At 68.0% G+C, this 13,707-nt stretch carries 15 protein-coding genes; 4 read left to right on the top strand and 11 right to left on the bottom strand.

Annotated features, from left to right (window positions below):
* Nucleotides 1–12: 12 nt before the first annotated feature.
* On the bottom strand, nt 13–456 hold the full coding sequence (aroQ, locus tag EYE42_RS05385; RefSeq protein ID WP_130990297.1) for a type II 3-dehydroquinate dehydratase: 444 nt from the start codon (nt 454–456) through the stop codon (nt 13–15).
* A 170-nt stretch (nt 457–626) separates the two neighbouring features.
* Between aroQ and EYE42_RS05380 the strand changes: the two genes are divergently transcribed.
* Nucleotides 627–1,469: a 3-oxoadipate:acetyl-CoA acetyltransferase gene (locus tag EYE42_RS05380; protein WP_130990296.1), complete on the top strand. Its 843-nt coding sequence runs from the start codon at nt 627–629 to the stop codon at nt 1,467–1,469.
* Between the two features lie 3 nt (nt 1,470–1,472).
* Here the strand turns inward: EYE42_RS05380 and EYE42_RS05375 are convergent, their stop codons facing one another.
* The 5 genes from EYE42_RS05375 to pcaD all read right to left on the bottom strand — a co-directional run bounded on the left by EYE42_RS05375 (nt 1,473) and on the right by pcaD (nt 5,084).
* Nucleotides 1,473–2,528 carry a 3-carboxy-cis,cis-muconate cycloisomerase gene (locus EYE42_RS05375; protein WP_130990295.1) on the bottom strand — a complete coding sequence of 352 codons (1,056 nt, stop codon included), beginning with the start codon at nt 2,526–2,528 and terminating at the stop codon, nt 1,473–1,475.
* Nucleotides 2,529–2,592: 64 nt separating this feature from the next.
* The gene (gene pcaG, locus EYE42_RS05370; RefSeq protein ID WP_130990294.1) at nt 2,593–3,192 is read right to left on the bottom strand and encodes a protocatechuate 3,4-dioxygenase subunit alpha; all 600 of its coding nucleotides are present in this window, start codon (nt 3,190–3,192) and stop codon (nt 2,593–2,595) included.
* Nucleotide 3,193: 1 nt separating this feature from the next.
* Nucleotides 3,194–3,922, bottom strand: a complete 729-nt coding sequence (gene pcaH / locus EYE42_RS05365) for a protocatechuate 3,4-dioxygenase subunit beta (protein ID WP_130990293.1) — start codon at nt 3,920–3,922, stop codon at nt 3,194–3,196.
* Complete coding sequence (pcaC, locus tag EYE42_RS05360) at nt 3,919–4,302, bottom strand: 4-carboxymuconolactone decarboxylase (protein ID WP_130990292.1); 384 nt, start codon at nt 4,300–4,302, stop codon at nt 3,919–3,921. Before pcaC ends, pcaH begins: the two co-directional genes overlap by 4 nt.
* Nucleotides 4,299–5,084, bottom strand: coding sequence for a 3-oxoadipate enol-lactonase (gene pcaD / locus EYE42_RS05355; RefSeq protein WP_246020597.1), 786 nt, complete (start codon nt 5,082–5,084; stop codon nt 4,299–4,301). The genes pcaC and pcaD overlap by 4 nt, the downstream gene beginning before the upstream one ends.
* A gap of 88 nt (nt 5,085–5,172) precedes the next feature.
* Here pcaD and EYE42_RS05350 point away from each other — a divergent pair, with 88 nt between their 5' ends.
* Nucleotides 5,173–6,078, top strand: coding sequence for a LysR substrate-binding domain-containing protein (locus EYE42_RS05350; RefSeq protein ID WP_130990291.1), 906 nt, complete (start codon nt 5,173–5,175; stop codon nt 6,076–6,078).
* 14 nt (nt 6,079–6,092) lie between these two features.
* Here the strand turns inward: EYE42_RS05350 and fni are convergent, their stop codons facing one another.
* Nucleotides 6,093–7,172 carry a type 2 isopentenyl-diphosphate Delta-isomerase gene (gene fni / locus EYE42_RS05345; protein ID WP_130990290.1) on the bottom strand — a complete coding sequence of 360 codons (1,080 nt, stop codon included), beginning with the start codon at nt 7,170–7,172 and terminating at the stop codon, nt 6,093–6,095.
* Nucleotides 7,173–7,238: 66 nt separating this feature from the next.
* Here fni and EYE42_RS05340 point away from each other — a divergent pair, with 66 nt between their 5' ends.
* Complete coding sequence (locus tag EYE42_RS05340) at nt 7,239–8,201, top strand: polyprenyl synthetase family protein (protein ID WP_130990289.1); 963 nt, start codon at nt 7,239–7,241, stop codon at nt 8,199–8,201.
* Here the strand turns inward: EYE42_RS05340 and EYE42_RS05335 are convergent.
* The 3 genes from EYE42_RS05335 to crtY are packed head-to-tail and all read right to left on the bottom strand — an operon-like array spanning nt 8,198 to nt 11,741.
* Nucleotides 8,198–9,118 carry a phytoene/squalene synthase family protein gene (locus tag EYE42_RS05335; protein WP_130990288.1) on the bottom strand — a complete coding sequence of 307 codons (921 nt, stop codon included), beginning with the start codon at nt 9,116–9,118 and terminating at the stop codon, nt 8,198–8,200. The genes EYE42_RS05340 and EYE42_RS05335 overlap by 4 nt on opposite strands.
* Nucleotides 9,115–10,590 (bottom strand): phytoene desaturase, encoded by a 1,476-nt coding sequence (locus EYE42_RS05330; protein WP_130990287.1) that lies wholly within the window; start codon nt 10,588–10,590, stop codon nt 9,115–9,117. The genes EYE42_RS05335 and EYE42_RS05330 overlap by 4 nt, the downstream gene beginning before the upstream one ends.
* On the bottom strand, nt 10,587–11,741 hold the full coding sequence (gene crtY, locus EYE42_RS05325; RefSeq protein WP_130990286.1) for a lycopene beta-cyclase CrtY: 1,155 nt from the start codon (nt 11,739–11,741) through the stop codon (nt 10,587–10,589). Before crtY ends, EYE42_RS05330 begins: the two co-directional genes overlap by 4 nt.
* Nucleotides 11,742–11,909: 168 nt before the next feature.
* Here crtY and EYE42_RS15945 point away from each other — a divergent pair, with 168 nt between their 5' ends.
* Nucleotides 11,910–12,410, top strand: a complete 501-nt coding sequence (locus EYE42_RS15945) for a DUF2585 family protein (protein ID WP_165455715.1) — start codon at nt 11,910–11,912, stop codon at nt 12,408–12,410.
* Here EYE42_RS15945 and EYE42_RS05315 read toward each other — a convergent pair.
* Nucleotides 12,379–13,596 carry a glycosyltransferase gene (locus EYE42_RS05315; RefSeq protein WP_165455714.1) on the bottom strand — a complete coding sequence of 406 codons (1,218 nt, stop codon included), beginning with the start codon at nt 13,594–13,596 and terminating at the stop codon, nt 12,379–12,381. The genes EYE42_RS15945 and EYE42_RS05315 overlap by 32 nt on opposite strands.
* Between the last annotated feature and the right edge of the window lie 111 nt (nt 13,597–13,707).

Raw genomic sequence — 13,707 nt, 5'->3', positions numbered from 1 at the left:
GGCCCCGCGCGATCAGTCCTGCGCGATCAGGGTCGCCACGCGGCGCAGGGCCAGCCGGTATCCCTCGGTTCCGCAGCCCGCGATGACACCGTCGGCGCGCAGGCTGACATAGGAATGGTGGCGAAACGCCTCGCGCTTGTGGACGTTCGAGATGTGGATCTCGATCACCGGGCCGTCAAAGGCGTTCAGCGCATCCAGGATGGCGACCGAAGTATGGGTATAGGCCGCCGGATTGATGACGATGCCGGCCCCGTCCTCGCGCGCCTGGTGGATCCAGTCGATGATCTGGCCCTCGGCGTTCGATTGCAGAAACCGCGTCTCGACCCCCAGATCGGCCGCCAGGGCGGCGCAGTCGCGCGCCACGTCCTCCAGCGTCTCGTGGCCATAGATCTGGGGCTGGCGCTTGCCCAGAAGGTTCAGGTTGGGGCCGTTCAGGATGTAGATAAGCGGGGTCATGGTCGGGCTTTCCGGGGGCAGAGTGGAACAGGGCGGATCGACGCCCGCCCTTCTTGGCCCTTTTGCGACCCGAAAGACAAGAAAGGTATCGCAGCATATCCAATCCGTTCTGGAAGCTAGGGCGCTTTTCACCGATGATCCGGGCCAGATTCGCAAGCCGAGGGCATCCCATGACCAATCCCTGCATCATCTGCGTGGCCATCACCGGGTCTTTGCCCACCAAGGAAAACAATCCGGCGGTGCCGATCACCATTTCCGAACAGATCGAATCCACGCAAGAGGCGTTCGAGGCCGGCGCGAGCATCGCCCATTGCCACGTCCGCGATGACCAGGGAAAGCCCACCAGCGACCCGGACCGCTTTGCCCGGCTGAAGGAGGGGCTGGAAAAGCACTGCCCCGGCCTGATCGTGCAACTGTCCACCGGCGGGCGGTCCGGCGCGGGCCAGGCGCGGGGCGGGATGCTGCCGCTGTCGCCCGACATGGCGTCACTGTCGGTGGGGTCGAACAACTTTCCCAACCGGGTCTATGAGAACCCGCCGGAACTGGTGGACTGGCTGGCCTCGGAAATGCTGGCCCATGACGTGAAGCCCGAGATCGAGGCCTTCGATCTGTCCCATATCCTCAAGGCGCACGAGATGTGGAAGGCGGGCCAGATCAAGGACCGGCCCTATGTGCAGTTCGTGATGGGGGTCAAGAACGCCATGCCCGCCGACCGCGAGGTGTTCGATTACTATGTCTATACCGTCAAGCGGCTGTTCGGCGAGGATGCGCCCTGGTGCGCGGCAGGGATCGGGCCAAAGCAGATCGTGCTGAACGAATGGGCCGTCAGCGCCGGCGGCCATGCCCGCACGGGGCTCGAGGACAACGTGCGGCTGGACCGCAACACGCTGGCCCCGTCGAACGCGGCCCTTGTGCGCCGTACGGCCGAAATCGCCGAAAGGCATGGCCGTCCGGTGGCGACATGGCAGCAGGCGCGGCAGATCCTGGGGCTGCGGATGCCCAAGGCGGCGTAAGGATCAGGCTGTGGGCGAACCGATCCGCTGGACCTGACCGGCCAGCGTGATCGCCGCTGTCAGGGCGCGGCCCGTGGCCTGCGCCATCTGCGGCAGGACCATCCATTCCAGCGCCCAGGCCGCGCCGGACCGTTCCTGTTCGTGGATCAGCGCCTGATGCATCAGGGCAAGCTGCCCGGCGTTGAACCGCGCCAGCGTGACCAGCAGTTCGGCCAGAACCGGGTTCTGCTTGTGCGCCATGGCCGACGACGCGCCGCCGCCCGACAGGGAAATCTCGCCGATCCCCTGCTGGGCCATCAGGGCGATGTCCTGGCCCATCTTGCCCAGGGTGCCGCTGACCAGCGACAGCAGTCCCGCGAATTCCGCCACCCCGTCGCGCATCGCGTGCCAGGCGCGGGGCGGGTTTTCCAGCCCAAGCGCCGCCGCCATGTCCGCCCCCACAGCATCCGCGCGATCGCCCAGATCCGCGCGGTCGCCCGAGGCGCCGCCCAGTTGCAGGCGCGCGACACGGGGACGGGCGGCGGCAAGGCGCGCGCGGTGGTCCGACAGCGGCAAAAGCCATGGCGCAACACGGTCGGCCACGGTGATTTCGGTCGCCGCCTGCATCCGGGTGCGTCCCATCAGCGGACAGGTCCCAAAGCGCGCGTCCAGTGCCTGCAAGGCATCCGTCAGCGCCCCAAGGCGCGCGTCGATCAGTGTCAGGGTGTCCCGCATGGCGATGGCCGTGGCCGTGTCGATGACGTCCTGCGACGTCGCGCCCTTGTGGACCGATCCTGCCACATTGCCCGCCTGCGCCTTCATTTGCCGGACCAGCCGCGGTACGACCACGCCGTCCTGTCCGGTGCCTGCCCGCAGGTCGTCCATGTCGACGTCCATGCCCTCGATGGTCCGCGCGGCGGCTTCGGCGTGATCGGCCAGACCCGCCCGGCCAAGGGCGCGGCTGAACGCGGCTTCGAAGGCGCGCATCCCCGACAGTTGGGCATCGGGCGACCACAGCGCGGCCATGTCGGGATCGGCGAACAGCCCGCCCAGCCAGGGGTGGTCGAACACATCGGTCATGGATGCCCTTTCCTTGCGAAAGCGGCGCAGCGGAACCCCGCGCCGCCACCATCCCGACCGGCGGTCAGATGTCCAGAAACACCGTCTCTCCGTCGCCCTGCAACCGGATGTCAAAGCGGTAGGTGCCGTCGTCGGTCTTTTTCGCAATCAGCGTGTCCACGCGCGGGCGCTGTTCGATCCGCGACAGCAGGGGGTCGCCTTCGTTGTCCTCGTCCTCGAAATAGATGCGGGTTTGCAGGCCGATGTTGATCCCCCGCGCCACGATCCACAGCGAGATATGTGGCGCGAAGGCCCGCCCGTGGCGCGACGGCACCCGGCCCGGCTTGACGGTGCGCAGGGTGAATTCCCCCGTCACCGCATCGGCGGCAAAGCGGCAATGGCCGCTGACCGCCGGATCGGCGCCCTCCTGTCCGGGAAACCTGCCCGACGCGTCGGCCTGCCAGCTTTCGATCAGCGCGTCGCGCAGCGCCCAGCCGGTGCCGTCAAAGACCGATCCTACGATCCGAATGATCTGGCCCTGCGCGCCGTCGGAAATGGGGGAACCGCCGATCTCGTGGTCATAAGATCCGGCGTTTCCCGCATAGGTCGGCATCAGGCCGATATGAACATACGGGCCGGCGGTCTGCGACGCGGATTCGGGCAGGCAGTTCAGCGGCTGGACCATCTCACATCCCCTCGGGCTTGTTCTCGAACATGGACTGGCGGCGGCCGCGCAGCACGATGTCGAACTTGTAGGCCAGGTAATCCAGCGGCCGCGAATGGGCCATGTCCAGCGGCGCCACCAGCCGGTCAAGCTGGGACCGGTCGCGGATCGTCGCGGCGATGGGACACAGCGGGATCAGCGGATCGCCCTCGAAATACATCTGGGTGATGAGGCGCTGCCCGAAGCTGTGGCCGAACACGGACACATGGATGTGCATCGGCCGCCAGTCGTTGCCCCGGTTGGGCCAGGGATAGGCGCCGGGACGAATGGTCAGGAACTGATACCGGCCCTGGTCATCCGTCAGCGTCCGCCCGCATCCGCCGAAGTTCGGATCCAGCGGCGCCAGATAGCTGTCCTTCTTGTGGCGGTATCGCCCGCCCGCATTGGCCTGCCAGATCTCGACCAGCGTGTTCGGTACGGGGCGGGCGGTTTCATCCAGAACCCGCCCGTGCATCAGGATGCGTTCGCCCACGGCAGGGGCCGCGCCCCTGGTCCAGTTCAGGATCAGGTTGTTGTCCAGCGTGCCGAATGTCGAATGGCCGAAGGTCGGCCCGGTTTCCTCGGACGGGCCGGATTCCATCGACAGCAGCGGCAGGTTCGGCGACCGCGCGACCGATGTCTTGTAGCCGGGACAATACGCAACCGGGTGCGCCTCGCGGTTGCGAGGGATCAGCGGGCCAGGATCGGTCATTCGGATGCCGCCTCCATCTCGGCAAAGGTCTGCTTCGCCAGCTTGATGGCATGGTTGGCACGGGGCACCCCGGCATAGATGGCGACGTGCTGGAATGCCTCCATCACGTCGCGCCTGGTCGCGCCGGTGCGGGCGGTGGCGCGGATATGCATGGGGATCTCCTCGAAATTGCCGGTGGCGGCCAGCAGGGCCAGCGTCAGCATCGAGCGTTCGCGTTTCGTGATGGCGTCGGACGACCAGACGGTGCCCCAGGCCGCTTCGGTGATCAGATCCTGGAACGGCCGGTCCAGGTCGGATTTCGCGGCTTCGGCCCGGTCCACATGGGCATCGCCCAGGACCGCGCGGCGGGTCAGCATCCCCTGGGCATGACGGTCGATCATGGGGCGGTCCTTTTCAGAAAGTCGGTCAGCAGTTTCGCGGTCGCTTCGGGCTGTTCGACGCAGGGAATATGGCCCGCATCCGCGATCAGGTGGAAATCGGCCCCGCACAGGGCGGCGGTGGCGCGGACCAGATCGGGCGGGGTCGATCCATCCTGATCGCCCGCCATGGCCATCACCGGCAGGGTCAGGGCGCGGGTGCTGTCGGTCAGGTCGGCCCCCGCGATCGCCGCGCAGCAGCCCGTATAGCCCGCGACCGAGGTTCGGGTCAGCATGTTGCGCCACAGGGCAAATTCAGGGTTGGTGTCGCGGAATCGGGGGGTGAACCAGCGTTTCAGGATCGGGTCCGCCAGGGCCGCCACGCCGTCGCGGTTGATCGTGTCGATCCGGTCCTGCCACATCTGCGCCGTCCCGATCTGCGCGGCCGTGTCCATCAGCACAAGCGCGCGCACCAGCTCAGGGCGCGTCGCCGCCAAGCCTTGGCCGATCAGCCCGCCGATGGACAGGCCGACAAAGGTGATGTCGCGCAGGCTCAGCCCATCGCAGACCGCTTCGGCATCGGAAACCAGTCGGTCGATGGAATAGGGCGCAGGCGTCGCGTCCGACAGGCCATGGCCGCGTTTGTCATAGCGCACGATCCGCAACCCTGCGGGCAGCAGCGGCAGCAGCGCGTCCCAGACCCTCAGGTCGGTGCCCAGAGAATTGCCGAACATCACCACGCGGCCGTCACGCGGTCCTTCGTCGCGGATATGCAGGATGATGTCGGATGCCGGAATGGTTTGCACTGTATGTCCTCCTGTGCGGTTTCTGCCATGACAGGGCAGGCGATGAAAATTATAATCCTGAACGAGTGCCATAACCTGGGGGTTATTCATGTTGCATTCCCACCTGCGTCTGCGTCACCTGCGCTGCTTTCTGGAAACCGCCCGGTTGGGCAGCCTGTCGGCGGCGGCCGAAACGCTGCATGTCAGCCAGCCCGCCGCGTCCAAGACCATCCGGGAACTGGAGCAGATCCTGGGGGTGGCGCTGTTCGACAGGTCGGGGCGAAGGCTGGCGCTGACCCCTGCTGGCCGGGTCTATCAGACCCACGCGGGGACGGCCCTCATGGACCTGGAACGGGCCCAGCGGCTGGTGCTGTCGCCGCCGCCCGAACGGGTGCGGCTGCATGTCGGCGTGCTGCCCACGGCGGCGACCGGGCTGGTGCCGCGCGCTGCCCTGGCGTTTCGGGATGCCCGGCCGGATGTGATTCTGGACGTGATGACGGGGCCGAACTGGCTGTTGCTGTCCATGCTGCGGGAAGGCCAGCTTGATCTGGTGGTGGGTCGGATGCCCCCTGCCGGCAATATCGAAGGGCTGCGGTTCCGCCGCCTGTATTGGGAACGTGTCGTGCCGGTGGTGCGCCCGGGTCATCCGCTGCTGGGGCGCGGCTGGGATCATGGCGACCTGGGCCTGTATCCGCTGATGCTGCCACCGCCGGGTGCGATGATCGCGGCCTCGGTGCGAAGCTGGCTGCATTCGGCGGGCCTGACGGATCCTCAGCCCGCCTATGAAAACGTTTCGCTGGCCTTCGGACGCGAGGTGGTGATGCGGTCCGATACCGTGTGGTTCATATCCGAGGGCGTCGTGCGCCCGGAAATCGATTCGGGCGCCCTGGTGATCCTGCCCATCCGCAATGAATTGCTGGGCGGCCCGGTCGGGGTTTCCCTGCGCGAGGGCGACGAGCCAGCGCCCCCTGCCCAGGCGCTGATCGCCGCGCTGGAACAGGCAGCAGGCGCATAGTCCGGCCATTCTGGTCAGTCCGCGGCGCCATCGCCGCGCAGCAGCCGCGCCCGCCGCAGGGCCGCCAGATCGGCGCTGCCGGTGCAGAAACAGGCCGTGCGCAACTGCCGCAGGACGATGTCCAACTGATCGTGCAGGGCCTCGGGTCCGTCCAGTGCGGACCGCAGCACGGCCCCCGCCAGCGACACCATGTCCGCCCCCAGCCGCAGGGCACGGGCGGCGTCAAGTCCCGTGATGATGCCGCCCGACCCGATGACCGTGGCCCCCGGTGCGGCCCGGCGGGCAGCGCGGATGGCGTCGGCGGTTGGAATGCCCCAGCCGGCAAAGCAGGCGGCGACGCGGGCGTCGGCGGGGTCGGGCGCGCGCGCGGATTCGACCCGTGCCCAGTCGGTGCCCCCGGCACCCGCCACGTCGAAATGGGTGATCCCCTCGGCCAGCAGGCGGGACACCACCGCGCCCGACAGACCCGCGCCGACCTCTTTCACGACGACCGGCACCGGCAGGTCGCGGGCCAGGGCGCCGATGCGGACGGCAAGGCCCGTCCAGTCGCGGTCGCCTTCGGGCTGGACGGCCTCTTGCAGGGGGTTCAGGTGCAGGATCAGCGCGGATGCGCCGATGGCGTCGATGGCGCGCATCGCCTGGTCGCGCCCGAAGCCGCGATTGAGCTGCGCCGCCCCGAGATTGGCCAGGATCGGAATGTCCGGCGCCAGACGCCGCAGACCCGTATCCAGACCGGCCGCGCCGCCGCCCTCGATCATCACGCGCTGCGATCCCACCGCCAGGGGCAGGCGAAGGTGCTGGCAGACCTGGGCCAGGGTGCGGTTGATGGCGCCCGCGCGGCTGGGACCGCCGGTCATCGACCCGATCATCACCGGCGCCGCGATCCGTCGGCCCAGAAAAGCGGTGGACAAATCGACGGCGTGCCACGAAACTTCCGGCAGGGCGACATGTTCGAACAGAACCGCTTCCAACCCGGTCGTGACTGTCGGCATTGCCTGTCCTGCCAGCACGACATCCAGATGTTGATCTTTGCGCGAGGTAAGCTTGAGACTGTTGGTTTCGTCTGTCCCGGGTGACGGATCGGGGTGGGTCATTTGCGGCAGCCCTTGCATGAATTCAGCGTGCCGGTCGGCGCAGCGCCAGCATGAAAGGACAGTCTCATGCACCAGCAGCCGATAGACAAGCCGCAGGCCGCCGCCCGACACTCGGACGCCCAGGCAGGCTTTGTGCGTCTGCTCGACGGGCGGATCGCCGAACACCTGTCGCAGCTTTCCCCCGCGCCCGCCCGCCTGATCGAGGCCGCGCGCGATGCAATGTCCAGCGGCAAGCGGCTGCGGCCCTACCTGCTTCATCTTGTCGCAGGTGGCAACGCCGACCGCAATGCGGTCCTGGATATGGCCGTGGCGCTGGAAATGGTCCATACCGCCTCGCTGATCGTCGATGACCTGCCATCCATGGACAATGCCATGATGCGCCGGGGCAGGCCCACCACCCATGCGGCCTTCGGCGAGGCTACGGCGATCCTGACGGCCATCGGCCTTTTGAACCACGCCATTTCCCTTGCCAACAGCCTGCCCGATGTGGGCGCGGTCCAGCGCAATGCGCTGGTTGCCATCCTGTCGGGCGTGATGGGCTGGCAGGGGCTGGTCGCTGGGCAGGAACTGGACCTGCACGGCTTTTCGGATGCCGACGGCGTTCAGGGCGGCGCGCTGGAGCGGATCACCCGGATCAATGCGCTGAAGACCGGTGCGCTGCTCTGTGCCGCGGTCGAAGCCGGGGCGATCCTGGGCGGACGCGCCGACGAGGAGCGCAGCCTTTTGCGCCGCTTCGGCGAGGATCTGGGTCAGGCCTTCCAGATCGCCGACGATCTGGCCGACCTGCTGGCCGACAGCGCCAGCATCGGCAAGGACATCGGCAAGGACGGGAACAAGGAAACCTATCTGGCCGTGTTCGGCGTGGACGAGGCATTCCGGCGCTGTCGCGCGCTGCTGGCCTCGGCGGACGAGGTGCTGGTGCGCGTGGGCCTGGACCCTGACCCGTTCCGGGGCATGATCGATGCGATTTTCAATCCGATGCTGGACCGGGCGTCGCGGCCTGTTCCCTGGTCGGGGGCCGCCTCCTAACGGGGCCGCAGGTAAAGCCCGGCTCTGTCCTGCGGCGGGATGCGGCGCCGGGGGTTCAGGATCGTCGTTCCCAGTGCCTGTCCGGCCAGCCGCAGCTTTTCGGCCTTTGTGGTGGACAGCCGCCCGTCCCAGGCGGCGGGGCCGATGCGGCGCAGCTTGACGCCGATCTCGCGGTAGATGTTGCGGGCCGCGGCAATGGCCAGGGCCGGACGGCGGGGCAGGGCCGCGATGCCCGATTCTGCGCTGCGATAGTAAAGTTCGGCCTGGTCCAGCAGGCGCAGGGCGATCTGGTGCAGGGCCGCGCGCTGATCCATGTCATCGGGGTCGATCCGGTCGATCCCTTGGGCTGCCAGCAGATCCTGCGGCAGATAGACGCGTCCGATGCGGGCATCGTCGATCACGTCGCGGGCGATGTTGGTCAGTTGAAAGGCAAGGCCCAGATCACTGGCCCGATCCAGAACGGAATCGTCGCGCACGCCCATGATCCGGGCCATCATCACGCCGACCACGCCCGCGACGTGATAGCAATAATCCAGGGTGTCGGGCATGTCCCGATAAACGCGGCCTGTGACATCCATGGCAAAGCCGTCCAGCAGTTCATCGACATGGCGATGCGGAATGTCCCGCGCCGCCACCACCCGCGCCAGCCCGGCATGGACCGGCGCAGAGGGGTGGCCCCGCAGCGCGCGATGGGTCAGATCGCGCAATTCGGCCAGGCGCGCGGCGGGATCGTGGGGCCGGTCTGCGGCAAAGCCCGCCTCTTGCCCGTCGATCAGGTCGTCGGCATGGCGGCACCAGGCATACAGCATCACGCAGTCGTCGTGCAGTCCGCCCGGCAGGAACCGCGAGGCCATGGCAAAGCTTTTCGACCCCACGGCGATGGAATGCCGGGCCTGGTCCAGCGTCGTGTCGGTCATGCCGGGTTGCCCAGCATCAGCGAAGCCGTCGCCTCGGCCGATCCGACCACGCCGGGGATGCCCGCACCGGGATGGGTTCCGGCGCCCACGACATACAGGTTGCCGAACCGGTCGTCGCGGTTATGGGGGCGGAACCACGCGCTCTGGGTCAGGATCGGCTCGATGGAAAAGGCCGATCCCAGATGGGCGTTCAGTTCCGACCGGAAATCCAAGGGCGAGAAATGCCGCACCGTGACCAGATCGCGCCGCAGGCCGGGGATATAGCGCGCATCCAGGTAATCCAGGATACGGTCTCGATACGCGACCGCCATGCGGTCCCAGTCGGGATCCGCCGTGCCCAGATGCGGCACGGGGGCCAGCACATAATAGGCGCTGCATCCTTCGGGGGCGAGGCTGTCATCCGTGACCGAGGGCGCATGGAGATACAGCGAAAAGTCGTCGGCCAGACCGGGGCCGGAAAAGATCTGGTCGATCAACCCCTTGTAGCGCGGGCCGAACAGGACCATGTGGTGGCGCAGTTCGGGACGCAGCCCCCGCAGCCCGAAATAGATCACGAACAACGACATGGAATGGCGCCGCGACGCCAGCCGGTCGCCCCGCTTGTCCCCCAGCAGGGCGCGATAGGTGTGAACGACATCGGCATTGCTGGCCACCATGTCATAGGGGTGGCGCTCTCCTCCCGCATGGAGGGCGGTGACGCGGTTGCCTTCGGACTCGATCCGTTCCACGGGGGTGTTCAGGCGGATCTGTCCGCCTAGTTCAGTGAACAGCCTGACCATGCCCGCGACCAGGGCGCCCGTGCCGCCCTTGGCGAACCAGACGCCGCCCTTGCGTTCCAGCGCGTGGATTAGCGCATAGATGGACGAGGTGGAGAACGGGTTTCCCCCGACCAGCAACGTATGAAAGCTGAATGCCTGTCGCAGCCGTTCGTCCCGGATGTGGCGGGCCACCATGGAATAGACCGACCGCCAGGCCTGCAACCGGGCCAGTTGCGGCGCGGCCCGGATCATGTCGCTGAAATGCAGAAAGGGCACCGCCCCCAGCTTTTCGTATCCTTCGCGATAGACGTCGCGGGAATAGGCCAGAAAGCGGTCGTATCCCGCGACATCGGCCGGATTGATGGCACGGATCTGGCGGGCAAGCGCCTCGGCGTCGTCGGCATAGTCGAAGACGGTGCCGTCCTCCCAGCACAGCCGGTAGAAGGGATCGACGGGCAGCAGCGTGACATCGTCGGCCATGTCGCGGCCCGACAGGCGCCACAGCTTGCGCAGGCATTCGGGGTCGGTGATGACGGTCGGTCCCGCGTCAAAGGTGAACCCCTCGTCCTGATAGACATAGGCCCGCCCGCCGGGCTTGTCGCGCTTTTCCCACAGCACCGTCCGCACGCCTGCGCTTTGCAGGCGGATGGCCAGGGCAAGGCCACCCAGGCCTGCCCCGATGACGGCGGCGGTCTTGCCGGATTCCATGTTCATGCAGATCTTTCCTTCAACGTTCCGGGCAGGCAGCGCAGGGCCCTGGACACCGGCACGGGGGGCCGCCCGGTCAGAATGCGCGCCTTGTCGGCCAGGCTGGTCTGCCCGGCATAGAACCGTTCGATCAGCGGTTCGGGCAGGCGATAGAACCGTTCCATCACCCGCCGGCGTTCGTCCGGGGCCGCGGCCTCGAACAGCATCCGGGCCAGCAGGCGATAAAATCCCTGTCGCCCGGCATCGGCCAGCGAATCGCGGCGCAGGGCACCGGCAAGTGTTTCCGGCCCCGCCTGCCAGTGCCGGGCCACCAGTTCGGCGCTGCGGACGGCATGGGGCAGGCTGTATCCGGTCAGCGAATGGAACCGCAGGGCGCGCAGGCCGATCACGGGCAGGCCGGTCGGGCGGTCGCGCCAGAATGCCTCGGCGTCCAGCCGCAGGGTGATCGGCAGGACGCCCCGTTCCTCGCGCAGGACGCGGGCGATCTGCCAGCCCCGGTCCGCGGCATAATCGGCGATGGCGGTGCGCTGGCGGTCGGCGGACAGGGCGGCAGCATCGGAATAATAGGTATCCTCGATCAGCAGGCGCCGGTCGTCGAAAGGGAGAAGGTAAAAGAACCGATACCCGTCCTGCTGCGCCACCGTGGCGTCCATGATGACGGGCCGGGTCAGCCCGTGGGGGGACGACAGCTCGACCTCTTGTCCCAGGAACTTCTGGAACCGCACCTGGGCTGCCGGATGGGGGCGAAAGCCGCGCGCGTCGATGGCCACGCCTGCCGCGATGCGGCGCCCGTCGTCCAGCGTGACCGACCGGCCGTCGATGTCGCGCACCCGTCCCTCGATCATCGACACGCCAGGCAGGGCGGCCGTGGCGGCACCCAGGCTGCCTGCGTCCAGCGAAGCATAGCCCGAGGCCAGCCGCCGCGCATGACCCGGAAAGCGGACCTCCTGCCCGGCCCATCTTCGCCTGATCGCAGGGGCCAGCCAGGCCTGGGCATCGGCGTCGATATCGGCGTCATGGAACGACCACGTATGGCCCGCCAGCGGGTCGGGGTGACGGTCGATCATCAGCACGCGCGCCTGCGGTGCCAGCCGCAGCGCGACCAGTTGCGCCGACAGTCCGGCCCCGGCAATCACGATATCGGCAGCTTGATCCATTCCCCTCGGTTCCGGCGGGCTCTTGTGTTGGCGGACGGTGCCCTTAGTTTCCAGACAATGAAAGACGAAAATCACATCGCGGTCCCGGTTCGCGATCAACGATTCGCAAGCTGGCCGCCGGTCGCCCGCCGGTTGCCCGGCGCCCACGGTCGGGGCAGGCAGGCCGCCGTGCTGATCTTGCTGGCCTTGACGGCCAAGCTGGTGGTTCTGATGATCCTGAACCGGCCGCTGGGATGCGACTGCGGCCAGATCTGGTCGATTCCCGGCCAAGTGGTGCCGAACTCGCGCACGGCGCTGGATCCGTACAGTTTCCAGCACCTGATCTTTGGCGCGGCGCTGATTGCCGTGGTGCGCCGGATCAGGCCCGACTGGCCGGTCTGGACGCTGCTGGCGGCGGTGGTCGCCAGCAGCAGCATCTGGGAAATGGCCGAGAATCTGCCGGCCAGCATCGCGCTGTTCGGCTATTCGTCGGGCGACCCCCTGGCCTATGACGGCGACAGCATCGCCAATTCCATGGCCGACACGGCAGCGGCGGTGGTGGGCGCGCTGCTGGCCCTGCCGGTTGCGGGCTGGGTGGTGGGCCTTGCGGCGGTGGGGGCCGAGATCTGGACAACCGCGTGGATCGGCGATGGCTTCATCACGACGCTTGCGCGGATCGTCGCGGGCTGAACCGCGCCTCGATCGCGTCCACCGCGCCGGCGGCGCCGCCCCAGGAGGCAGCCTCTGCGGCAAAGTGACGCGCGCGGGCGCGAAAGTTCTCGTCCGCCAGCAGCGTGGCCACCGCATCCGCAATCCGGTTGCTGCCCCGCTGCCAGGGGTGCAGGCGCAGCCCGGTGCCGGACTGGACGATCCGCGCGGCCACGCCGGGCTGGTCGTGGGTCAGCGGCAGGGCCAGCATCGGCACCCCGGCGGCCAGGCATTCCAGCGCGGTGTTCAACCCGGCATGGGTGATGCACAGGGCGGCGCGCGCCAGAACCGCCTGCTGGGGCACAAAGGATCGCACCCAGTCGGCCGGGATGCGGCCTGCCTGGCCATCGGTTAGGCTGCCGGCATGGGACACCAGCACCTGCACGCCGGCCTGCCGGCAGGCCCGCGCGATCCGCGCCAGAAGCCCTGCGCGATGGCTTTGCAGCGTTCCCAGCGATGCATAGACAAAGGGTCTTGCCGGATCGGGCCGGATGTCGGGGGGGAAATCCTGCGTCACCTGGCCCTGCCGGAACGGGCCAAGCTGGACGATATGCCCACCGTTCGCGGGACGGGGATAGTCAAAGCCCGGCGCGATCTGCGACAGGGTCAGGTCGGACGACAGGCAGTCCTGTAATCGCCCCAGATCGCCCAGTCCCCAGTGCCGCGCCCAATGCCTGATCACGCGGTTCTGAGGGGTCAGCAGCAGGCCGGCGATCCGTTCGCCCCCGGCATTGCGTTTCAGGCCCTGCGCCGAGGTATCGTGCGGCCATCCTAGGAAGGGCAGGGGAATGCCCGGTTCGGGGTCCATGGGAACGGCGCAGGCGATCGATGCCAGCGGCAGGCCCAGGGCACGGGCCAAAAGGCCGGATGCAGGCTCCATCTGATCGCCCAGGATCAGGTCCGGGGACAGGTCGCGCAGCAGCGCGGGGGCGTCGCGGCACAGCCGGTCGGTGCGGCGGGCGCCCGCCAGGATCTCGGCCAGCAGGGTGCGTGACTGGGGCCGCAGCACGGGGCCGGGCAGGATGGCTTGGCGCATGTCGCCTTCCAGCACGACGCCGGGTTCGGTCAGAAAGATTGCCTCGTGCCCCTTGCGCGTCCAGGCGCGGGCCAGGGCCTCGAAGGCCCGCAGGTGGCTGTGCAGGGGCGGGCAGATCAGGACGGCGCGCATGAATCCTCGGGGCGGGCGGGTGTGGCGGGTCTGTCCTGCCATAAAAGCCGGGGGCTTGCACTTGCGCTTTTGCGCGGGCTTCCGTCAGGATGGGCAAGGGGGCGGGCCATG

It is taken from the genome of Paracoccus subflavus (assembly GCF_004310345.1).
Taxonomy (GTDB): Bacteria; Pseudomonadota; Alphaproteobacteria; order Rhodobacterales; family Rhodobacteraceae; genus Paracoccus; species Paracoccus subflavus.
The sequence above is the reverse complement of the archived record's forward strand: the minus strand, read 5'-3'. Positions and strand labels throughout refer to the sequence as shown.